The 21520-nt window shown below is 60.6% G+C and carries 21 protein-coding genes; 1 reads left to right on the forward strand and 20 read right to left on the reverse strand.

Going from position 1 to position 21520, the window contains the following annotated elements; all coding sequences use genetic code 11:
* Positions 1-3: 3 nt before the first annotated feature.
* From GR183_RS20895 to GR183_RS20975, 18 genes are all read right to left on the reverse strand, one after another.
* Entirely contained in the window at positions 4-312 is a 309-nt protein-coding gene (locus tag GR183_RS20895; protein WP_160777620.1) for a type II toxin-antitoxin system RelE/ParE family toxin, read from the reverse strand.
* The gene (locus GR183_RS20900) at positions 302-547 is read right to left on the reverse strand and encodes a type II toxin-antitoxin system ParD family antitoxin (RefSeq protein WP_160777621.1); all 246 of its coding nucleotides are present in this window, start codon (positions 545-547) and stop codon (positions 302-304) included. The genes GR183_RS20895 and GR183_RS20900 overlap by 11 nt, the downstream gene beginning before the upstream one ends.
* A gap of 72 nt (positions 548-619) precedes the next feature.
* On the reverse strand, positions 620-1636 hold the full coding sequence (locus tag GR183_RS20905) for a DUF6352 family protein (protein WP_160777622.1): 1017 nt from the start codon (positions 1634-1636) through the stop codon (positions 620-622).
* 11 nt (positions 1637-1647) lie between these two features.
* Positions 1648-2160: a DUF6505 family protein gene (locus GR183_RS20910; protein ID WP_160777623.1), complete on the reverse strand. Its 513-nt coding sequence runs from the start codon at positions 2158-2160 to the stop codon at positions 1648-1650.
* Entirely contained in the window at positions 2135-2887 is a 753-nt protein-coding gene (locus tag GR183_RS20915; protein ID WP_160777624.1) for a biotin/lipoate--protein ligase family protein, read from the reverse strand. Before GR183_RS20915 ends, GR183_RS20910 begins: the two co-directional genes overlap by 26 nt.
* A gap of 42 nt (positions 2888-2929) precedes the next feature.
* The gene (locus GR183_RS20920) at positions 2930-3121 is read right to left on the reverse strand and encodes a DUF6494 family protein (protein WP_160777625.1); all 192 of its coding nucleotides are present in this window, start codon (positions 3119-3121) and stop codon (positions 2930-2932) included.
* 152 nt (positions 3122-3273) lie between these two features.
* On the reverse strand, positions 3274-4212 hold the full coding sequence (locus GR183_RS20925) for a S1C family serine protease (RefSeq protein WP_160777626.1): 939 nt from the start codon (positions 4210-4212) through the stop codon (positions 3274-3276).
* The gene (locus GR183_RS21720) at positions 4212-4373 is read right to left on the reverse strand and encodes a hypothetical protein (protein ID WP_202396222.1); all 162 of its coding nucleotides are present in this window, start codon (positions 4371-4373) and stop codon (positions 4212-4214) included. The genes GR183_RS20925 and GR183_RS21720 overlap by 1 nt, the downstream gene beginning before the upstream one ends.
* Positions 4370-5761: a c-type cytochrome gene (locus GR183_RS20930; protein ID WP_312846870.1), complete on the reverse strand. Its 1392-nt coding sequence runs from the start codon at positions 5759-5761 to the stop codon at positions 4370-4372. Before GR183_RS20930 ends, GR183_RS21720 begins: the two co-directional genes overlap by 4 nt.
* 21 nt (positions 5762-5782) lie before the next feature.
* Positions 5783-6925 (reverse strand): formate dehydrogenase subunit gamma, encoded by a 1143-nt coding sequence (locus GR183_RS20935; protein ID WP_244313843.1) that lies wholly within the window; start codon positions 6923-6925, stop codon positions 5783-5785.
* Between the two features lie 97 nt (positions 6926-7022).
* Entirely contained in the window at positions 7023-7217 is a 195-nt protein-coding gene (locus GR183_RS20940) for a hypothetical protein (protein ID WP_160777627.1), read from the reverse strand.
* A 276-nt stretch (positions 7218-7493) separates the two neighbouring features.
* Positions 7494-8093 (reverse strand): formate dehydrogenase FDH3 subunit beta, encoded by a 600-nt coding sequence (gene fdh3B / locus GR183_RS20945; RefSeq protein ID WP_160777628.1) that lies wholly within the window; start codon positions 8091-8093, stop codon positions 7494-7496.
* Positions 8094-8107: 14 nt separating this feature from the next.
* Positions 8108-11023 (reverse strand): formate dehydrogenase subunit alpha, encoded by a 2916-nt coding sequence (locus GR183_RS20950; protein ID WP_160777629.1) that lies wholly within the window; start codon positions 11021-11023, stop codon positions 8108-8110.
* A gap of 132 nt (positions 11024-11155) precedes the next feature.
* Positions 11156-11350, reverse strand: coding sequence for a twin-arginine translocation signal domain-containing protein (locus tag GR183_RS20955; protein ID WP_160777630.1), 195 nt, complete (start codon positions 11348-11350; stop codon positions 11156-11158).
* Positions 11351-11569: 219 nt separating this feature from the next.
* Complete coding sequence (locus tag GR183_RS20960) at positions 11570-12178, reverse strand: TorD/DmsD family molecular chaperone (RefSeq protein ID WP_160777631.1); 609 nt, start codon at positions 12176-12178, stop codon at positions 11570-11572.
* A gap of 376 nt (positions 12179-12554) precedes the next feature.
* Positions 12555-13778, reverse strand: a complete 1224-nt coding sequence (locus tag GR183_RS20965) for an Mrp/NBP35 family ATP-binding protein (RefSeq protein WP_160777632.1) — start codon at positions 13776-13778, stop codon at positions 12555-12557.
* Positions 13779-13926: 148 nt separating this feature from the next.
* Positions 13927-14292, reverse strand: a complete 366-nt coding sequence (locus GR183_RS20970) for a SpoIIAA family protein (RefSeq protein WP_160777633.1) — start codon at positions 14290-14292, stop codon at positions 13927-13929.
* A 210-nt stretch (positions 14293-14502) separates the two neighbouring features.
* Positions 14503-16830: a rhodanese-like domain-containing protein gene (locus GR183_RS20975; protein ID WP_160777634.1), complete on the reverse strand. Its 2328-nt coding sequence runs from the start codon at positions 16828-16830 to the stop codon at positions 14503-14505.
* A 331-nt stretch (positions 16831-17161) separates the two neighbouring features.
* On the opposite strand from GR183_RS20975, the gene GR183_RS20980 reads away from it, so the two are divergent.
* Positions 17162-17620: a BLUF domain-containing protein gene (locus GR183_RS20980; RefSeq protein WP_160777635.1), complete on the forward strand. Its 459-nt coding sequence runs from the start codon at positions 17162-17164 to the stop codon at positions 17618-17620.
* A 254-nt stretch (positions 17621-17874) separates the two neighbouring features.
* Here the strand turns inward: GR183_RS20980 and GR183_RS20985 are convergent, their stop codons facing one another.
* Both GR183_RS20985 and GR183_RS20990 read right to left on the reverse strand, forming a co-directional pair.
* A complete protein-coding gene (locus tag GR183_RS20985) occupies positions 17875-20436 on the reverse strand; it encodes a sulfotransferase family 2 domain-containing protein (RefSeq protein WP_160777636.1) in 2562 nt (853 codons plus the stop codon).
* A gap of 276 nt (positions 20437-20712) precedes the next feature.
* A complete protein-coding gene (locus tag GR183_RS20990; protein ID WP_160777637.1) occupies positions 20713-21498 on the reverse strand; it encodes a GntR family transcriptional regulator in 786 nt (261 codons plus the stop codon).
* Between the last annotated feature and the right edge of the window lie 22 nt (positions 21499-21520).

The following is a 21520-nucleotide window of genomic DNA, read 5'->3' on the forward strand; positions in this document are numbered from 1 at the left end:
CAATCAAAGCGGGAGATTGCCGTCCACATCCATTCGCTTGTGCAGGATGCGTACGACGTTTATGGCCTCGTCTGCCATAGTATAGAAAATAAGATGTGATCCGCACTGGTATCGGAAATAACCACGCCTGATGTGGTTAATACTCTTACCGATTCGCGCATTTCCGCCAAGCAAATCCAGCGCATCAAAAATCTGGCCTATATAATGCTCCGCTTGGTCTTCTGACCAATTTTGGTAAGTATATAACCAAATACCTTCAAGATCGAATTGCGCAGAAGCGGATAGGCGGTACGCCCCATCGTTACTCGACATGCTTGCGACGCATTTCCTTTAAAAACGAGTCTTTGTCCAGCGGCTTGAATTCACCGCTTTCTTCACCGGCGATCAAAGCATTTCTTAGAGCCTCCACTTGCGCTTCGCGTTCCTCAAGCAAACGCAAACCGGCTCTCACCACCTCGCTGGCAGACCGGTATCGTCCTTGCGAAACGTGGTCGCTGATGAACTGCTCGAAGTGGTCACCGAGAGCGACTGATGTGTTCTTGGCCATGGCATAATCTCCTGAGGGTGATTTCTACCAAATTTTGGTAATTTTCGGAAGCGTCGTTTTCACAATCTGATCTCAATTCCGCCGCCGGACGGGCAGGTTCGTGAGCAGGTTCTGCGGTTTCATGCGCACGATGGCGTCCGGCCCCATGGCAAGCGCCAGCCAGACGGGCTTGCCGCGCAATTCTTCGCGCATGTCGCCCGACCGTTCGAAATCGAGGCGGAACAGCGCGACGATTGACGCCATGTCTTCTTCGCTCACGTTGTCGCCATTGTAGAGCGCATTGAGAATACGCGTCGCATCCGCATCGAGCCCGACGTGCCACGACCAGCGTTCGTCGCGTACCGACTGCTGCGGCTGGATGCGAACGTCCACCTTCAGGAAATGCCGGACCCACGCTTCCAGATCGCGCGCGAAGGCGTCGAGCGCGGGCTGTGTGAAGCGGAAGTCGATAGCCGTGTCGAACCGGTCGGAGCGCTCCCAGTAGATATCGCCATTCTCCTCGCCCAGCACGTCGAGCGAGATTTCGCGCATGGGCGTGCCCGCTTCGGCAAGCAGCGCGCCGAGCCCGCCCATACCGCCGGTTTCGGCGTACATCTCCACGATTTCCGCATCGGCAAGCATCAGTTGCCCGTCATCCGCCGTGACCGATTGCTCGCGAAAGAATATCTCGCCTGCCCGCGCCCTTAGCGGGTCATGCGCGTTCCACAGGATATTGCGCATGATCAGGTGGACCATCTGGTCGATGAAGATCGGCGGCACATTGATCGCCGCTCCCTCCTCGAAGAATGCCGCATAGGCGCCTTCCAGCGTGCCGTGCCTGACCAGATGATCGCGAAAAGCAAGCACGAGGCGGTAGTTGTCCGCCGCGTCCCCGTCGGCGATCGCGGAAAGCTCCTCTTCGCCCACCTTCGCGAAAGGGTCGGCCATCAGCTTGTCGAACAGCGCGTGTTCGGCCTCGCAGGATTCCTCGATCGGGTGGATTTCGGGCCGTGTGTAATAGGCACGCAGGTAATCCGGCGTCACCGTCAGCCAGCCGTTCTTGTCGCGCTCGACAAGGTGGTAGCCCGCCGATTTCCAAAAATTCCGCATGTCGCTCCCGCTCACTCGTCTTCGCTCACGTCCCACACACGGGTGTGCACCTCGCCGGCAGGCGGCGTCACCACATGGAACCGTTCGCGGATCGCTCCGCTTTCGTCAAATTCCCGCTTCACCGCAAGCAAAGTGTTGATGGCAAGCCCCCCGGCGAGCCCGATCATGTCGTCCACCTCGGCTTGCGCGACAGGGCGTGCGGCCTCCATGTCCGGCGCGCCGTATCGCTCAACGAAATGGGCCGCCAACCGCTCGCGCAGCGCATCGACCTGCGCATCGTCCACCTCCGCAGGCGTCGCAAGCGTCGTCCAGCCGAATGTCTCCAGTGACAGAAACCCGGAGACGAAAGCCTGCCGAAGCTTCCCCGTGAGTTCCCCCTCGCCATGGCGCTGAAAGGCGAAGCTTCCCGGTATCACGACGTCCCCCGGTTCGGCCGCTTCGGGGAAGACATGGACATCGGACCGGTCGAGCCGGATCGCTTTCAGGACGCGCGGCATCTCATGCCCCTTGCCTGTCGTCCGCAAGGCCCAGTTCCCGGCTGAGAGACAGTGCACGTACGGCGCCGCCTTCCTCCTTGAGAAGCAGATTTCCGGCCTCGTCGACGCCCAGGAACACGCCCTCCGCGGGACCTTCCGCCGTCTTGAGGTTGATTGTCTTCTTGTGGCCGTCCGCCCGGAAGAGCCAGGCCTCGTGCACGGGTGCGAAGCCGTCGCTGTCCCAGCGGTGGATCCACGTCGTCCAGTGCCGCGCTATGGAGGAGATCAGCTCATCCGCCTCGATATCGCCTGCCCCTTCGTCGAAGAAAGTCGTGCGGTCGGGCGTCTCACCGGGTTCGACCTCGCGCGGCGTGGCGTCGAAAAGCGTGATCTCGAGACCGACGACAATCCAATCCGGCGCCCCGTCCTCCGCGTCGGTTCGCGCTTCTGCGTAACGCACTTCGCCCACGCGCGCGCCATTCGCCCGCAAGGTTGTCGGCCACATCCATGTAAAGCCGATTTCGGGTGGAATATTCGCGCCCACGGCATCCGCGCAGGCCACCATGGCGACGAATATCATCTCGCGCGAGCGCTGCCGGTCGACATCGGGTTCCAGCACCAGCGCCATGGCGGTCCTGTCGAGAGCCCGCGACCAGACGAGGTCGCCTGCCCCGAATTCCGCATCGCGGGCGCCCGCGCATGCGCGCTCGAAAGGGTCTTCGCCCGCATCCACGGCGTGTCCGGTCAGGAGCGGTGGAAAGCTCGGTTCGTTCATATGCGTTTCGTTCGCTCCGCGTTTGGTGCCGGCAGCCCCGCCTCAATCGAGGTCGATCTTGCCCTCGACCACATGCTCGAAGTCGTGCCCCTCTATCGTCAGCACCGCCTTCACCTTCAGCGAGCCGGAGGCGGCGCCGCTTTCGCGCACCTGTTTCTCGATCGCCTGCTGCGAGGTTACGCCGACCTGCTTCAGGAACTTGCGCATGGACATGTTGAATGTGTCTTCGTTCATCGTTTCTGTCCTTTTTTACCGTTTTATTTCAGTAAGTTAAATCTGTCTGACGAACCCCCGGCCCACACGCTTGCGAACGCGGTTCAACCGGTTGGAAAGTTGAGTCAATCATGTATGAGATTGAATCGGAAACTGCATATAGTCCATTGTTTCTATTTCGTTTTGATCGTCAGCGTTTCCGTTTTCCCGTTTCTGCGGATTGAAATCTCCGGTTGCGATCCCGCCCTCGCCAGCCTGCCCCTGAGTGCGGGAACGGACATGGCCGCAACGCCGTCGACAGCGAGGATCACATCCCCCGGCAAAAACCCGGCTCGCGCCGCAAGCCCCTCCTCGTCAAGCCGCCGCACCGTCAGCCCGGCGGGTTGTGGGCCGGGTTCCGTCGGCTCCAGAGCGACGCCCAGGCTGATGTGCTCCATGCGCCCGTAATTCGTGACCGAGGCGAGCACCGCCTGCACCAGCGGTGCGGAAGCAGCGAAATTGACGCCAAGGTCACCGTCGCTCGACTTGGTAAAGATCGCCGAGAGAACGCCGACCAGCCGCCCCTTCCCGTCGACGAGCGCGCCGCCAGACGCACCGGGGTTCACGGAGGCGTCGGTCTGAATGAAATCCTCGACCGCGTTGAAACCGACCCCGCCGCGCGCGACCGCCGAAACCACGCCGCAGGAGACCGTCATCCCCAGGCCGAAGGCGTTTCCGATCGCGCAAACCTCTTCGGCGACTTCCGGGTCTTCTTTCGCGAATTCAAGCGCCGGCAGCGCCTCGCTCGACCTGAGAACCGCCAGATCGCTCGCCCTGTCGCGGGCGATGATCTCGACCGGAAAAACGCTCCCGTCGGCGAGGCGGATCCTGGCCGATTTTGCGGGCCCAAGCACATGATCGGCGGTAACGAGCCACGTTCCGTCTTTTACTACAACGGCGGAACCTTCCGGCTCTTCCTGGTTCGCCTGCCCTTTCGGCCATGCCGGAAGCAGCGCCACCACGGCGTTTCGCGCCTCGGCGATCCCGTTCGCCTTGGCGTGCGCGGCAAGGACGCCGGAAAGCAACACCGTCGCGAGTGCGGCGCAAACGGCGCGGCGTTGCGGAAATCTCATCAGCCGTTCGGCCCTCCGTCCGCCGGCGAAAGCCTGACGGCTCCCGGATTGTGGGAGGTGTATGTGGTGGCTGAAGAATAATCGAGCCCCTTGTTCAGGACGGCCCATGCCCCCACACCGATGACGGCCACCGCGAAGATCGCGGCTACAAAGGCTTTCATTTCTCACCCTCTTTCTGTTTGGTCACGTCCTCTTCCGATTGCGCGGCCGGGTCCGTCGCCCTCTTCAGGAAAGCCACCAGCGCATCGCGCGTCTTGTGGTCCTTCAGCCGCTGGATCGGCATTTTGGAGCCCGGCGTCACGACGTCCGGCCCGTGATCGAAAAGGTTCGAGACGGTCTCTTCCGTCCAGGTGAAGTCGGCCCGCTTCAGCGCATCGGAATATGGGTAGCCCGGCAGCGATCCGGCTTTCCTGCCGAAAAGCTTGTAGAGTGTCGGCCCCGCCCGGTTGGCGTCATCCGGCTTCAGCGTATGGCAGACGGAGCATTTGCGCGCGAACTGCAATTCGCCCGGGTCATCGGTATCCGAGACCTGGAAACGGCGGGGAAAGTCGTTGTCTATCGGCTCGAACGGCTTGCGCGGGCTCACCTGCCAGGCGTTCACGTGGTCGTCGAGCCCGGCATAAAGAACCGTCGTGTTGTCGGGCGTTATCGCCATTCCCCATACGGGACCGTACGGGTTTTCGAATTCTTCTTCCAAAGCCCAGTCGAGCGTTGACATGAAACGGATTTTTCCGTCACCCCCGCCCGAAGCGGCCTTTGTGCCGTCCGTGGAAAGCGCAAGCGAAAGCACCGGCCTTTCATGAGGGGGAAGTACCTTCACCTCCTCACCCGTTTCGATCGAAACGAGCCCGACCGCCCCATCCGTCGCGCCGAACAGCACGGTCTTGCCGTCCGGCATCGCCTTGATGACGTTGACACCCCAGCCGTGCGCATAAATCTCGCGCTCCAATTCGCCGCTTGTCGCATCGAACAGGCGGATGCCGCCGTCGTAGGAGGCTGTCAGGATGCCCGTTCCATCGGGCAGGAAGTCGACCGAGTTGACGTTGCCCCTGTGCCCGCCAAGCTTGGCGAGCCGGGTAAGCTTGCCTTCCTCGATCGCATAAAGATACGCATTGCGGTCCCAGGATGCGGCAAGCGCGCGCGAGCCGTCCTCGTTCACCGCGACGGAGAGCATCTTGTCGCCGCCCTCGTCGATCCGCGAAGCCATTTCACCGGTTTCAAGATCCCACAGAGCGATAGAGCCGTCGTCGGAAACGCTCACCGCAAAGGTGCCGTTCGCGAAGTGGGCGTCGTTGACCGCCGCCTCATGACCGATCAGCCGGTGGACGATCTTCGCTTCGCCCCCTTCTATGGACCAAAGGATCGCCGCATAGTCGAAGGAGGCGGAAAGGACCGACCGACCGTCGGAGGAAATCGCGACGGATTTCACCGGCCCGCCGTGGCCTTCGAAACGCGCCGGCCATTCCTCCGCCGAAGCCATGGCGACAATGCTATGGAAAGCGAGAACCGCTCCCGTCAATGCGCCCCCGAAAGTTTTTGACACCTGCACGATGCCGTCCTCCCGGTTCGTCTATTCCGCGGGTTGTGCTGCGCCCCTCGAAGCCGCGCCGCTTTCCTTTTGCTCCACCTCCTCAACCCAGAGCGAATGGTGCTCTTTTGCCCAATTGAGGTCCACCTCCCCCGATCCCATGGCGTCGAAGGCGCCTTCCATGCCGATGGACCCGATGTAGATATGGGCGAGGATCACGCAGATCAGGAAGACAGCCATGATCGAGTGCCAAAGGCTGTTGAGCTGCTGCTCCTGGATCGGCGCCAGCGGTGCCGGCAGTTCCGTGCCGAAGAGATTGTTCGCCAGGACGAAAGTGTCGCTGAAGAAGTGGGTCGTGAAGGGGAATAGCAGCGCCCAGCCCGAAAGCGAGATCGAAACGCCGCACAGGATCACCAGCCAGAAGATCACCTTCTGGCCGGCGTTGAATTTCTTCGCCGGCGGATGAACGTTCTTGGAGAACAGGCCGCCTGCGACCAGCACCCATTTGACGTCCGTGCGGTTCGGCAGGTTGTGGCGCACCCACATGATGAAGATGATGGCAAGCCCCGCCATGAAGGCGAAGGCGAGGTAATTGTGCAGATACTTGCCCATCAACGTGACGAAGCCGAAGGCTTCCGGCCCGATAAGCGGCAGCAGCAGGTAGCGCCCGTACATGACGTTCAGGCCCGAAAGCGCCAGAACGATAAAGGATGTTGCCAGCATCCAGTGGCCGAAGCGCTCGAACCCGTTGAACCGCGTGATCGTGACGCCTGACATGCCGTGGTCGATCCTGATGCGGCCGCGGATCGCGAAGAAAAGGCAAAGCAGCACGATCATGCCGAGCATCGCCCAGCTTGCGTAAAGCGCCAGCGGCCCGTTCCTGAGAGAACGCCAAAGTTCGCCCTCGGACTGGACGAGCGTTCCCGCCTTCTTGTCGGGGATGGAGACATTGCCGGTAACGCCATGGCGGATATCGCGCCAAAGGTCCGTGTCCGATGCCTCGCCCAGCGTATTGCCGGGCACCTGGCCCTCGACCGGGTTTTCCTGCTGCACCGTGTCACGCGTTTGCTGGGCGAAGGACGGCTCCGGTGAAATGACGAAAGCGATCGCCAGCAGCAGTGCGGCAAAACCGGAAAGGCAATTGCGGACCTGAATACCGCGACCCGACATTACGGTCTGGAACATCTGCATCACTCTCCCTCCCGGCGGATCAGGGCCTGAACCCGAAACGGCCCGTCCCGTCGCCTGTCCGCCGCACAATCAATCGCGTTCCGGCTTCGCGTCACTGGAAGCGCTGCTCTTTCGCGCGCGCGTCCAGTTCACGGAGCTGTTCCTTGGAAAGTTCGGTGTCGGGCTTGCCCGCATAGGTACCCTTTTCGATGTGTAATGCGCGGTTTTGTTCGTCTTCCCTGCAGCCGGCAAGCGCGATGAGCGCAAACGCTGCAACGACAGTCCAAAGCCCTGATCGCCTCGGCATTCCAACCTCTTTTCGACAGCCGGCACAGGAAGCGAAATTCATCGGAACCAGGCTCAGCCTTCAACCCGCCTTACGGCTCGATAGACGATCGCATGTGCAACGCGACGCCGGAGTTCCGTCTATTACGCAACGGCATTTGGATTGGTTTATCAGGAACATCCGCCTTTTTACAGGCGCTCCCGGTCTCTCACACACAGGATTTTCACCCTGCCGAGAAAGCAGAGGCGGCCCAATAGGCCGCCTCCGCGTCGTTCACCCGGCAGAATAGCGGCGGCCTCAGAAGCTGCCCGCCTTCTGCTGGTAGGCGGTGCCCCAGCCCCAGGCACCGGAGCCGAAGCCGCGCGCGACCACGCGTTCGCGATAGATCGCCGAGACCACGTCGCCGTCGCCGGCAAGCAGCGCCTTCGTCGAGCACATTTCCGCGCAGAGCGGCAGCTTGCCTTCCGCAAGGCGGTTGCGGCCGTACTTCAGGAACTCCGCCTGCGAGTTGTCCGCCTCCGGGCCGCCTGCGCAGAAGGTGCATTTGTCCATCTTGCCGCGCGTGCCGAAGTTGCCCGCCTGCGGATACTGCGGCGCGCCGAAGGGGCACGCATAGAAACAGTAGCCGCAGCCGATGCACAGGTCCTTGGAGTGAAGGACCACGCCCTCGTCGGTCTGGTAGAAGCAGTCGACCGGGCAGACCGCGCTGCACGGAGCGTCCGAGCAGTGCATGCAGGCGACCGAGATCGAACGTTCGCCCGGCTTGCCGTCCTGGATCGTCACCACGCGGCGCCGGTTGATGCCCCAGGGCACCTCGTGCTCGTTCTTGCAGGCCGTCACGCAGGCATTGCACTCGATGCAGCGCTCCGCGTCACAAAGGAATTTCATCCGAGCCATGGGTTACTCCTCCCTCACGCGCGCTCTATGCGGCACAGCGTGGCCTTGGTTTCTTGCATCTGGGTGACCGAGTCGTAGCCATACGTCTGGGCGGTGTTCGACGCTTCGCCCAACACGTAGGGATCGGCTCCCTCCGGATATTTCGAACGGCGGTCTTCGCCCTGGAACCATCCGCCGAAGTGGAACGGCATGAAGGCGACGCCCTGGCCCACCCTTTCGGTGACCATGGCCATGACCTTCACCTTGCCGCCTTCCGGACCGTGGACCCAGACCATCTCGCCGTCGCGGATGCCGAGGTTGTTCGCATCGACCGGATTGACCTCCACGAACATGTCCTGCTGCAGCTCGGCAAGCCACGGGTTCGACCGCGTCTCGTCGCCGCCGCCCTCGTATTCGACCAGACGTCCCGAGGTCAGGATCATCGGGAAGTCCGTCGAATAATCCTGATCCTGAATGGACTTGTACTTGGTCGGAACACGCCAGAAGACCTTGTCGTCATAGGTGGCGTATTTGTCGAGCAGGTCGCGTCGGTTGGTATAGAGCGGTTCGCGGTGCAGCGGCACCGGATCCGGGAAGGTCCACACCACCGCGCGGGCCTTGGCGTTGCCGTAGGGCGCGCAGCCGTGCTTGATCGCGACCCTCTGGATGCCGCCGGAAAGGTCGGTCTTCCAGTTGACCTTGCCCATGGCTTCCGCGTCGCTGGAGCCGGCCACCTTTTCGATCGCCGCCAGTTCGTCGGCCGTAAGGTCGCCATCCCAGCCAAGCTTCTGCAGCATGGCGAAGGTGAACTCCGGATAGCCGTCCTCGATTTCCGAGCCGACCGGCCACGAGCCTTCGGCGAGAAGGTTGTCGCCGTCGCGTTCCACGCCGAAGCGGGCGCGGAAGCCCATGCCGCCCTCTGCGACAGGCAGAGAGGTGTCATAAAGCACCGCCGAGCCCGGATGGCCCATCTCCGGCGTTCCCCAGCTCGGCCACGGCAGGCCGTAGAAGTCGCCGTCGGCCGGGCCGCCGCGTGCGCGCAGCGTCGTGCGGTCGAAGGTGTGCTGGTTGGCCATGTGCATCTTCAGCCGTTCCGGCGACTGGCCGGTGTAGCCAATGGTCCACATGCCGCGGTTGAACTCGCGGGTGATGTCCTCGACAAGCGGCTCGTCGTCGTTGACTTCGATGTTCTTGAACATCTCGTCGGCGAAGCCGAGCTTCTTGGCGAACTTGTACATGATGGTGTGGTCGGGCAGCGACTCGAACAGCGGCTCCACCACCGTTTCGCGCCACTGCAGGGAGCGGTTCGACGCCGTGACCGACCCGTAGGTTTCGAACTGCGTCGCCGCCGGCAGCAGGTAGACCCCGTCGGTGCGGTCGTGAAGGATCGCCGACACAGTCGGATAGGGATCGACCACCACCAGGAGGTCGAGCTTTTCCATCGCCGTCTTCATTTCCGGCTGGCGGGTCTGCGAGTTCGGGGCATGGCCCCAGAACACCATCACGCGGGTATTGTCGGGCTGGACGAGGTTTTCCTTGTCCTCCAGCACGCCGTCGATCCAGCGCGAGACGGGAATGCCCTTCTCGTTGATCATGGCGACGTCGTTGCCGTCCGCGCCCTTCATGGTGGCGAAGCGGCCGCGGATATACTCGTTATCCACCTCCCACACGCGCGCCCAGTGCGCCCAGGAGCCGTCCGTCAGGCCGTAGTAGCCCGGCAGCGTGTCGGCAAGCACGCCAAGGTCGGTTGCGCCCTGCACGTTGTCGTGGCCGCGGAAGATGTTCGTGCCGCCGCCGGCCTGTCCCATGTTGCCGAGCGCGAGCTGCAAGGCGCAATAGGCGCGGGTGTTGTTGTTGCCGTTGGTGTGCTGCGTGCCGCCCATGCACCAGATGACGGTGGTGGGGCGGTTGTTGGCGAGCGTGCGGGCCACGCGCTTGAGCTGAGAGCCCGGAACGCCGGTCACGCGCTCGGTTTCCTCGGGCGTCCAGTTCTTCACCTCGGCCTTGACCTGGTCCATGCCCCAGACGCGCTGGCGGATGAATTCCTTGTCTTCCCAGCCGTTTTCGAAGATGTGCCAGAGAATGCCCCAGATCAGCGCGACGTCCGCGCCCGGGCGGAAGCGCACGTATTCGGTGGCGTGCGCGGCGGTGCGGGTGAAGCGCGGATCGCAGACGATCAGCGGCGCGGCGTTTTCTTCCTTGGCCTTCAGGAGGTGCAGGAGCGAGACCGGATGGGCCTCCGCCGGGTTGCCGCCGATCAGGAAGATCGCGCGCGAATTATGGATGTCGTTGTACGAATTCGTCATCGCGCCGTAGCCCCAGGTGTTGGCAACACCCGCGACCGTGGTCGAGTGACAGATACGCGCCTGGTGATCGACGTTGTTCGTGCCCCAGAAGGCGGCGAACTTGCGGATCAGGTAGGCCTGCTCGTTGGAGTGCTTGGCCGAGCCCAGCCAGTAGACGCTGTCGGGGCCCGAGCTTTCGCGCACCTCGAGCATCTTGTCGCCGATCTCGTCGATCGCCTGCTCCCAGGAAATCCGCTCCCACTTGCCGCCGACAAGCTTGGTCGGATATTTCAGCCGCCGTTCGCCGTGGGCGTGTTCGCGCACCGATGCGCCCTTCGCGCAATGCGCTCCCAGGTTGAACGGGCTGTCGAAGCCGGGCTCCTGCCCGATCCACACGCCGTCCTGCACCTCGGCCAGCACCGTGCAGCCCACAGAGCAGTGCGTGCAGACGGACTTCTTGACGCTGACCTTGGCCGCCGATGCCGCCTGGGCTTCCGCCCGGCGCACCATGCCGCCGGTGAATGCGCTTGCGGCGGCGATGCCACCGGCCGTCAGCCCGGAGCGGCGCAGGAACGTCCGGCGGTCCATCGCGCTCGCACCGACCGCCTCGACGGCGGCAGACAACCGGGTCCGACGGGCAAGCGAGCTCGTCTTTTTCCTCAGCATGTCGTTTCTCCCTGATCGTGATTTCGCTCACCCATGCGCCGATTTTCCCTAAAGGCATCGGCGATTCAGTCAGGCGAAGCGCGAAAGCACCGTTTGCCGGCTATTGGCGCCGGCGTTGTTGCGAACTCCGCCTCAGAAGCGTGCGGATTTGTAGAAGGTCTTTACGTGCTCGCTCTCGCGGTAGCCCGCCGCCGTCGCAGACTTCGGCGCCTCTTCCGCCGAGGCCTTGCCCGATGCAAGCGTCGCTCCCCCGGCCGCCGCGCCAATGGCGGCAAGCTTCATGAAGCCTCGCCTGTCGGTATCGACCTTCTCCACCTTCTTCGTCATGGCGATCGTCCTCCAACGTTGAACTTGAAACCGGCATTCGCCGGCCTGTTTCCTTGAACCCATTCGTTCGAACCGGCGGAGCAAGGCTCCGCGGCTGCAGTGCACATCCGCCTGCCCGGATCTTCCGGGAAAGGCGGTTGCAGGTCCGGTTCAAGGCCGGCCCGCGCCGATCGTCTTCGTCCCTGCCTGCCCCCGTCCGGCAAGCGGCAGGTGTCTTCTTCACTCAACCATTTCGAACCCGCGCGTCTCAACCTCCATGAACGTGCGGCCGAGCTTGCCGACATGGCGGTAGAACCGTGCGGTCTTCGCGTTTTCCAGATCCTTGAAGAAATGCGGCGCCCAATTGCCGAGATGCGCCGAAAAGAACCGCTTTTGCTCCTGAAGGTCCCGCGGCTCGCCGAATGCGCCTGTAATCAGCCCCGCCATCATCTGGCAGAGCGATGCGATATGGTCCTCCGGTTCCTTCACGGAAGGGTCGCGCTCGATGCCGAGCCCGGCCATGTCGCGCCTGAGGTCGGCAAGCGGCTTTTCGTGCAGGAAGCCCGTCAGATAATATGAGCCGTAGGGCACGAGTTCGCCGCGCCCGACGCCGATGAAAAGATCCTGGTATTCTCGGGACATCCCGGAAGGGTCGGCACTGCGCGACGCATCTGCAAGCTCGTCCAGGCACGAACCGATCGCGCCTTCGCCGCCACGCAAGGCACCCGCCTCCGACAGCCAGGCCGGAGAAACCGCCTGCTGGAGCGAACTTCCGAGCAAATTGTAAAGACCTGCCCGTTCCAGTTCTTCTTCGCTGACTCGTTTAAGGACAGCGTTTGCCAATGCCATGCACCACCTCCCGATTGGAGAGGAGGTTACTAGCCAAGTCTATAAAACTGCAAATGAATTCGGTATTGCGGCGCACCCAGGAATTTGCCGTCCCCGCCGTTGAAAATGCGCCATTTTCGAATAAAATAACGCAAAATGACATCAAACGCAGCCACCGCGCTTGAAAGTCGAATTTCGCACCGCACAAATCCCGGAACCGATCACGGTCGCGTTACGAAAAACTCTACGTCAATTTTTTCCCTGTCACATATGACAAGCCCGCCACAGGCGGCTAAGCGGGGCGCCGGGTACGGCTGATTCTTCGCCGGCTGCCAAAACAAAAGGGGCGGCCCGCGCCGCCCCAACGGAATCCGCGAATTTGGATTTCGCAGAGATATCAGTCCTCTATGACGATTTTCGGCGGCACGCGCTCGGCATCGGCGTCCTGGCGTTCCAGTTCGCCCCACACGCGTGCGGCGATCTCCTTGTAGACGCCGGCATGGGGGCCGTCCGGATCTGTGACGACGACCGGCGTGCCCGCGTCGGATTTCTCGCGAATGGCCATGTCGAGCGGCACTTCGCCGAGGAAGGGCACGCCGAGCTTTTCGGCTTCCGCCTTCGCCCCGCCGTGGCCGAAGATGTCGTGCCGCCCGCCGCAGTCGGGGCACAGGAAGTAGCTCATGTTCTCGACGATGCCGAGGACCGGCACATCCACCCTGCGGAACATGTTGAGGCCCTTGCGTGCGTCGATCAGCGCGAGGTCTTGCGGCGTGGAGACGATCACCGCACCCGCCAGTGGCACGTTCTGCGCCATCGTCAACTGCGCGTCGCCCGTGCCCGGCGGCATGTCGACGACGAGCACGTCGAGATCGCCCCAGGCGACCTCGCGCAGCATCTGCGTAATGGCGGAAATCACCATCGGCCCGCGCCAGATCATCGGCGTTTCCTCATCCACGAGGAAACCCATGGACATCACCTTGACGCCATATCCTTCAAGCGGCTTGAGAATGCGCCCCGACACCGGCTCCGGCTTTCCCGTGACGCGGAAAAGGCGCGGGATCGACGGGCCGTAGATATCGGCGTCGAGCACGCCGACCTTCAGCCCGTTCGCCTGCAGGGCGAGCGCGAGGTTGCAGGTGGTGGTGGATTTGCCGACGCCGCCCTTGCCCGATGCCACGGCGATGATCTTCTTCACCCCCGGCACGCCGGGTTTTTGCGTGTCGCCTGCCTTTGGCGCCTGCGCGCGGGCGCGCGCCTGCATCGGCGGCGGCACGCTGCCGGCTTGTGCTGCGGACGGTGCGGGACGCACGGGAGAGCCCGCCGGTGCGCCAGCCGCCTGCTTCGCACCAGGCGCGCGTTCGGCGGTCAGCGCCACCATGGCCTTTTCCACGCCCGGCATTTGCGAGACGACCTTTTCCGCCGCCTGGCGCAAGGGCTCCAGTTGCTGGGCCCGCTCGGCCGGCACGGTGATCGAAAACGCGACGCGCCCGTCGGAGATGAAGACGTCAGATACCAACCCCAGCGAGACGATATCGTCTTTCAGATCCGGTCCCTTGACCTTGGAAAGCTCCTTCAGCACGGCATCCTTCGACAGCACACCAGACCCCTTCTTCCAAAACATGCGGCACTTCCATATTCGTGTTTGGCCGGTAACCTACCGTGCCGCGCGCACAAATCAATCGGGGAACGTCAAGAGACGCCGCCTGTCGCGTCGCCGCTGCATTCATGCCGTACCGGACGCCGTTCGGCATGCGAAGGTGATGCAAGGGCTATTCGGCCGCTATCCACTCTCTCGCGGCATCTCGTTCCGCAATCGGGAAAAGCCGAATCTCGCCAGGCATCAGGAATCCGAACGCCCACATGGTATTTCTGATCCACTCCACATCCGTCACGACGGCGATCCGTTCCCACCGCATCCAGTGTTTCACACCGGTCGCGAAATCGGTCCAGACGGCTCCCGCATCGACATTCTTGAAATCCGGACCGATCTCGTAATAAAGGCGCACTTTCTCATGTTTCGAGAAAGCCTGTTCGACGGCTGGAACCAGGGTCTTCAGGTAGTCGTCTCGGGTAACGTGCCCGTGGCAGGCAAAAGCGGCCACGCTTTCGGGAAATCCTTGTAATTGCTCGATCATTGGACATCCTCCTGTTTGAGGGGTGTCTCGCTCCGGGTTCGGCAAACCCGGCGGGATGAGTGCGGCACCTTTTGAGCGGGCGCGGGAGCACGCGGTCGGTGCCCTTGCCCGTTGCGTCTCGGGATCGCTCCCTGCCTCTAATATAAGGTTCGCTCACGGCCGCTGCATGCGATCAAGATGCCATCGCCAAGGGTTTTATGGGCCCAGCCCCTAATCCGTCGCAACGGATTTGGTCGGGTAGCCTGCACCCTGCCAGGCAGGGAAGCCCCCGGCAAAGTAGTAGACATCTGTAAATCCCCAGGCCAGCGCCTTGGCGGATGCATACGCCGAGTAGGGGCAATGTTCGCCGTGGCAATAAAAAATCACCGGGTCGTCAATGTCGGCGACAGCAAGAAGGCTGGGTTTGGACAAGTCGGTTACCAGCGAAAGGTTGATCGCGCCTGGGATGTAGCCCCATCCATGGTCCGTTGTCGACCGCACATCGATGAATTTGGCTGAGCCTTCGTCGAAGAGGTCCTTGGCCGCCGCCGCGTCGACTTTACGGGCGCCTCGAACCTCGTACTCGCCGTCGACCTTCGAGATAAACCTTACGTAATCCTGGCGCGAGAGATCGGTTCCGGCCCCTTCCGGAATTCCCGCCTTGCGCAGTCCTTCCTGCAGATGCTCGCGGTAGCCATTGTCATAGTCGAAAATGTCGCCATACCACCACCATCCCAATTCCTGGACCGTAAGTGGGTCGTATCCTGCCGGAACGGCGATTTCATTGTATTTTTCGGCCATCGCCGGGACTTCCTCCATTCGCCCCAGATGACCGAAGCTCGACGCAAGGGTTGCGTAGTCCTCGATAACGTCCGATTGCTGGCTGACGACGCGTTGCAGCGTTTGTATGGCCTCTTCATAACGTTTCTGGTGAAACAGGGACCGGGCCAGCACGCGCAGATATTCGGGCGAGTATCGCGGATCCAGGCGCATTGCCCAGCGCGCCGCCACTTCCGCTTCCGCAGCCCTCCCCTTGGCATTGAGTATCTTGGCCTTGCTGATGAAATTGTCGGACTCGTTCGGCGCTATGGCCATTGCCCGGTTGATCTGGACAAAGGCTTCGTCGAAACGCCCCTCCTGAGCGAAGACTTCGGCCATGGTGGCATGTCCGAGCGCCGTGTCGGCCGCCATCGCCTTTTCAAGATATTCGTTCAGCTTTTCCCATGACCGTGAAAACCCGCCTTCGGCCGCTGCAAACCAGCTGGAGCTTGCGATGCGCCAATGCGCGGCCGCAAGCGCGGCGTAGGCCCGGCCATAATCGGCGTCGAGGTCGATCGCCTTCTCGAAAAAGGTAATCGCCGCAAGGGTGCCTTCCTCCGTATCCTGACGCAGCCGGTCCAGCCCCTGAAGAAGCGCGTCATAGGCCTGCGGGCTGCCGGTTTCCGCCCGCCCAACTTCTGCCTGCTCGGCTTTCGTCAGATTGACGGCGAGTGCCGCCACGATCTTTTCAATCACCTCGTCCTGCAGCTTGAAAACATCGCCCAGCGCACCGTCATATCGCTCCGCCCACAAATGCTGGCCGCCGACCGCGTCGATGAGCTGCGCGTTTATTCGAACCTGATCGCCCTGCCGACGAACGCTGCCCTCGAGAACGTATCGAACCCCCAATTCCTCCGCGACCTGCTGCGGTTTTACCGGTTTGCCCTTGTAGCTCCAGCTGGAGTTCCTGGAGATCACGAATACGCCCGATAGCTTCGAAAGATCCGTGATCAGGTCTTCCGTCATGCCATCGGCGAAATAGCCTTGTTCCCGCTCGCCGCTGAAGTTGTCGAATGGAAGCACGGCAATCGAGGGCTTGTCGGGCATTTGCAACGCAAATTTGTCCGGATTCGCCGGTTCGAAGTCGGGCTGTCGGGACCACCACCAACCGCCGCCGGCAAACAGGGCAAGCAAGACAACTGCCGCGATGATCCCGTTCACCCGCCGCCCCCTGTCATTGGCGGAGGTAACGCCTGCCGGCTCGATGAGTTCGCCAATACGCGCAGGATCGATCAGCACCTTGTAGGCTCGGATCGGGCGTTCGATATTCTTTACGTTGACCTCGCCGAGCGCCTCATAGCCGACTTCGACCGTCGAGCGCATCTGGTCATAGGCCGTTCCGGAAATGCAGATCCCGCCAGGCTCGGCCATTTGTTCAAGCCTTGCGGCTACATTGACACCGTCGCCGTAAATGTCGTCGCCTTCAACGACGATGTCTCCAAGGTTGATGCCGATGCGGTAGGCTATCCTTCGGTCATGGACGACTTCCGCTTCCCGGCCCGGCATAGCCTTTTGAATGGTGGCCGCGCATTGAACCGCTTCGACGACGGAAGGGAATTCCACCAGGATCCCGTCGCCCATCTCCTTGACGATCCGGCCGTGGTACTCTTCGAAAGCGGGATTGATCAGGTCTCGGCGATGCGCTTTCTGGCGCTCGAGAGTGCCAATCTCATCAGCCTCCATCAGCCGCGAATAGCCGACCATATCAGCAGCGAGGATGGCACTAATCCGGCGTTCCATCGAACGTCCTCCCGAAAAAAGTTTATCATCAGGGAGGATGAAATCCAGTCCGGCGAATTGGCGGAAACTGGCGCTTGCCGAGCGGTGCGCCGTTGGCAGTCGATGTCCCGTCCGCTTACGGTCGCGGGCGTGCACACTCAAGGTCCGCGTATACCGTTTCGGGAAGCCCCTACCTTACGAAGGAAAAGACAAAATGAAATGCGCTTTCAGGTCTTCACTCTTGTTAACCATTGAATAAGTATTTCGGGGCATTTTCCTAAATTTTTACGATTTGAGAACGATCGTCAGGCAAGCTTCCTTCAGGGCAAAACCTGAACGGGGCTAGACGATCATGGACCTTGCAGCCCGAGCATTCAAAGCCACCATCAACTGGAGCGCATTGCGCCGCCCGGTCGAAGAGGAGATCGAGCGCACGCTCTCGCGCGCAAGACGCCTCAACCGGCTGAACAACGTCACCGGCGCCATCCTTCTTTTTCCCGGCCATATCGTGCAGTGGATCGAAGGGGAGCCTGCCGGCGTCGCCGACACCTTCGAATGCGCAAGCCGCGACGAACGCGTGACGGAAATAGAAGTGATTGGCGACGGCGCGATTTCCCATCGCCTCTTCCAGGCAAGCTGGATGTTCTACTCCGACTGCCGGACGCAAGGGTGGGCCGACATGCCGGATTTCCTCCGCCGCGAGGCCGATGCCGGCGAACGACCGGAGTTTTCGGTGATCTTCGAGGCGATGCGACGGGTGGCATCCGGTCTCGACGGCGCTTACATCACCCGCGCCGCATTGATGATCTGAAGTCCGGACAAATTCGACGAAGGCGAATTCGCTTTCGCCAATCGAGGAAGAGCTCCGGAATCAACCGGCCGGAGCATCGCCCGTCAGCGCAACGACGATTTGGCGAAATAAACTGCAGTTTCGGCGATCACCGAAAATTCAAATAATTGAGTTATCGAGACTTCACATCCACGAAAACTGCATTATTGAAACCCGTGACTGACGATACTATTGCTCACGCACTTACACGGCTGCGCGCCCATTCCACCCGATACCTATCCCGCTGCAGCGAGCTTTTTGGCAATATGATCGAGTGAAATGCTCGAATATTTTTCGGCAAAGGCATCTTTGTCCCAACCACTACTTTCCAGCACATTAAGGCCACGCATCAGGTTGCGAACGCGGGGCTTATGCCCGTGGGTTGCCGGAATTCTCTCGACGGCTCTGTCGACTGCCATTCGCAGGCAGGATTGATCGACCATCCAAAGGTCCCGTTCGGATGGGAATTTCGAGATGATGTCTCCTGCAAAATCCTCTGCGACCAGTGACAGGGCCTCGCCGGAGAAACACACCATCTGCGCATTTATCATCCATGGACGGCCCCGGACGATGTCCGCGCCTTGCCAATCGGGATTACCGGCAAGCCTCACTCCGATGTCATAGTTCGACAGCATGCGGAACGTGTCGACGATGTCTTTACACCGAATATCGATATCCGTTGTCATAACCGTCGTACGGGCCGTACCGAATATCCGCGACAAGCGCGGGAGCGCGATAAATCGGAGGCACGTGTAGAAGCTTTTCGTCTTGAAATCATCGGGAAGAGGCAGATAGCCAAGGTCAAATTCCACCCGCCCGGGAAGCGATGCCGCAACCTCCCCGATCTCTTCCATCATCTTTACGGAGTCCGCCGAAGGGTCCGCGCAAATGCACGACACGACCAGCCTTTCATTCTCGGCAAGGGCGGTGGCCTGCTCGGCAATGGCGTCGATATAGGGCAGGAAAAACTTGCTGAAATAGCCGTCATCCGCGCCCACCGTCAGCACATAAGTGCGATCCTCAGCATTGCGATCCTTCGCACTGGTAACCACGGGCGTGTATTGCTTAAGGAAGGAACCCGCCTCCATTGCCTCCTGTGAGGCTGGATAAAAGGTGCGCACGCCGTTGTTGAAATGGAAGAAAACCTCGTCACGTTCATTGGCGCGTTCATTTGCCTTTTGGAAATAGCCTGCGGCGTCTTTCCGGGCGCCATTGAGATAAGAATGGTAGCCACGAGCCAATAACAAGGACGAAACCACACGCCCGCCGGATTCTGCCACGGCAGATTCCACCCTCTCTATCAATTTTATCGACTGATAGCCCTCGGCTGAAAGCGCTTGATCTACCAGCGTCGCGAAAAAACCCGAGTCACGTATACGTGCATCAAGTTTCGCGCCAAGCAGATACTGCAGACCCAGCAAAGCCGTGTTTTCGCTGAGCACGGTACGATTACCTATCAGGCTCAACAACTGGATCAGGCTCTGCGCCTCGGCCGTTTTGATGCGCTGGAAGCGTGGCCCCGATCCAATGCTTCGCATTACCCGTTCCAGAAGAGCGTCTCGGTAGCGCGAAGGATCCAACAGATAGGCGGCCACAAGGAAAACCGGAGCGATGGTATAATTCGTCAATTCCTGATGAAGCTGTGCGGGAATCGAATATTCGGTACGATTGATAGTCGCCTCAAGGAGCTCTATGGATGTCCATAGCGTGTCGTCCCCCTCGCCAAAGCCTTCCCTTGAGACCCCCAAATCCACGCGATCGCCTGTCAGAGACAGGGCCAACCGCTGACACCGGTTCCAAATCAACCGCTCGCTTCTGGTCGCGAGAGGTTTTTGGGAGCTTTTAATGAAAGCAGCACCTTTTTCCAGCGCTTCGCGCCTGTAGGCGCTCTTCTCCAGGGCCGCCATTTGTTTGAGAAGCGTTTTGGCGGTCACATGGCCCGGCGCGCCAATAATGTTGGCAAGCACAGCACCCCGCCTGGAGTTCTGCATATTGGCAGTGCTTTGAGGTTTGGTATGTGGCGTCTGCCGGAGAGTGCTCAAGATGAGGTCGGCGTCGAAGACCTCTTTCAAGCGTTCGTAACTCTCGCGGTCGAAAAGATCATTGTAACTAAACCGCACGCCTTCACGCAGGTTTTTGTGCAGTTCTCGCACCGTCAAATGTGGAATATCCTGCAATGCCCCTTCGAATTGCGCACTGTTGTTATTCAGCCGCTCACGCACCGAATGCGTTCGCACCGGATCTTTGACGGGTTGGCTTTCCACCAAACGAAGCGCCTCGTCCACTTCCTCCAGATCGAAAATCACCGGATTGGAAATACCATCGAGAAAATAGCTTTGCGGCAGGAAATGCGGATCGATCTCCGACGCACGCCCTTCCATCATGATATCTGCGTATTTCTCGACAAATCCGGAAAAAGTCACATCGGGAATGGACATCCCGATCAGTGCTTCCATTTTCCGCACTACAGGCGTGTTTTTCGAGGAAGTAACAAACTTCTGGAGGAATGCCGAGGCCAGGCGCTCATAGGGGTTTCGTATCACAACGGGAACGGGCGGCTGCTCGCTAAGGAAGTCGCGGTATTCCACATGCTTTAGTGATAAGTGCCGGGCCGCCTCCCTGTGCACATCCTGCAAATCGAGATTTTCTATTCCTACTCGTTTATCGCGCTCCAACAATAAACTGTTTTTGATATACGAGCAGCCATTCTTCGGAATAAATAGAAAATAAGGAAATCGAACAGAAGTTGTCTTTAAAAGAAATTTTTTTGCCAGAGAAACGTTTTCTTGGGAGTTCATTGAATTCGGATTCCACGACACTAGATAAGGGTTCTCGTCGATATCGCCGTCCGAACCTGATTGCAACCGCGGTTAGAGTAACGGGTTACCATTTTCCCAACATTGTGACGCAAACCATCGTCAGGCATTCGCGAATTCGTGAATTCTCTCCTCAATCAGAGATGTCCCTCCCGCGTCCTCAGCCACGCCACGAGTGATCCGGTTCCGACATTTGCCTCCCCCCTGCAGCATTCGCCCGAGCAAATGTCGGGATCAAAGGGATCACCAGCAACTTTATTATTCTAGTGGAGCCTTTGAATTTGACATTTGAGCATCAGCCTGGCCGCGCACGGAACTCAAATGTCGAATTCGCTCCACTAGCCGCCGGCCTGCATCTTCGATGTGGCTTGCCAGCAGTCGGCACGCACCCGCCGCATCCCCTTCTCTTGCTGCGGCCAGTATCGCGCGGTGGTCGTCCTGGGCCATCTTGTCCCGTCCGAGTGCGGCAAGCTGGAAGCGGATATAGCGGTCGGACGCGATCAGGTGCTTTTCGATCAGTTGAAGCATTCCCGGAAATTCCGCTCTTGAATAAAGCGTCATGTGAAAACGGCGGTTCAGGAGCCCGAGGCGCGAGAAATCCGTCTCGCTGTCCATCTCCGCAATTCCCTCCTCAGCCCGAAGAATATCCTCTTCCCGAAGGCCGGGGATTGAATATTCCAGTGCCGCGCATTCCAGCGCCTTGCGGATCGCCCAGTTGTCGGCGGCATCCTGCGCCGAAATCGCGGCGACGACCGCGCCCTTGTGCGGCTGAAACTCGACCAGCCCTTGCGCTTCAAGCTGGCGGATCGCCTCGCGCACCGGCATCCGGCTGACGCCGAAAACCTCCGCCACCGCCTCCTGGCGCAGCGCCGTTCCGCCGGGGATATCTCCTGAAACGATCGCTGATCTCAGGCTTTCCTCAAGATAGGCCGTCGCCGTACGCGGGCGTATGGCGCCTTGCACCACCTTCAGGAGCACGTTTTCCAGTTTTCCCCGGTCCGCCTCATCCGGTTTATCCTCGCCTTCGGCTCTCTGATCAGGCATTCACATCATCCATATGTACATT

This window comes from Stappia sediminis (assembly GCF_009826895.1).
Lineage (GTDB): Bacteria > Pseudomonadota > Alphaproteobacteria > Rhizobiales > Stappiaceae > Hongsoonwoonella > Hongsoonwoonella sediminis.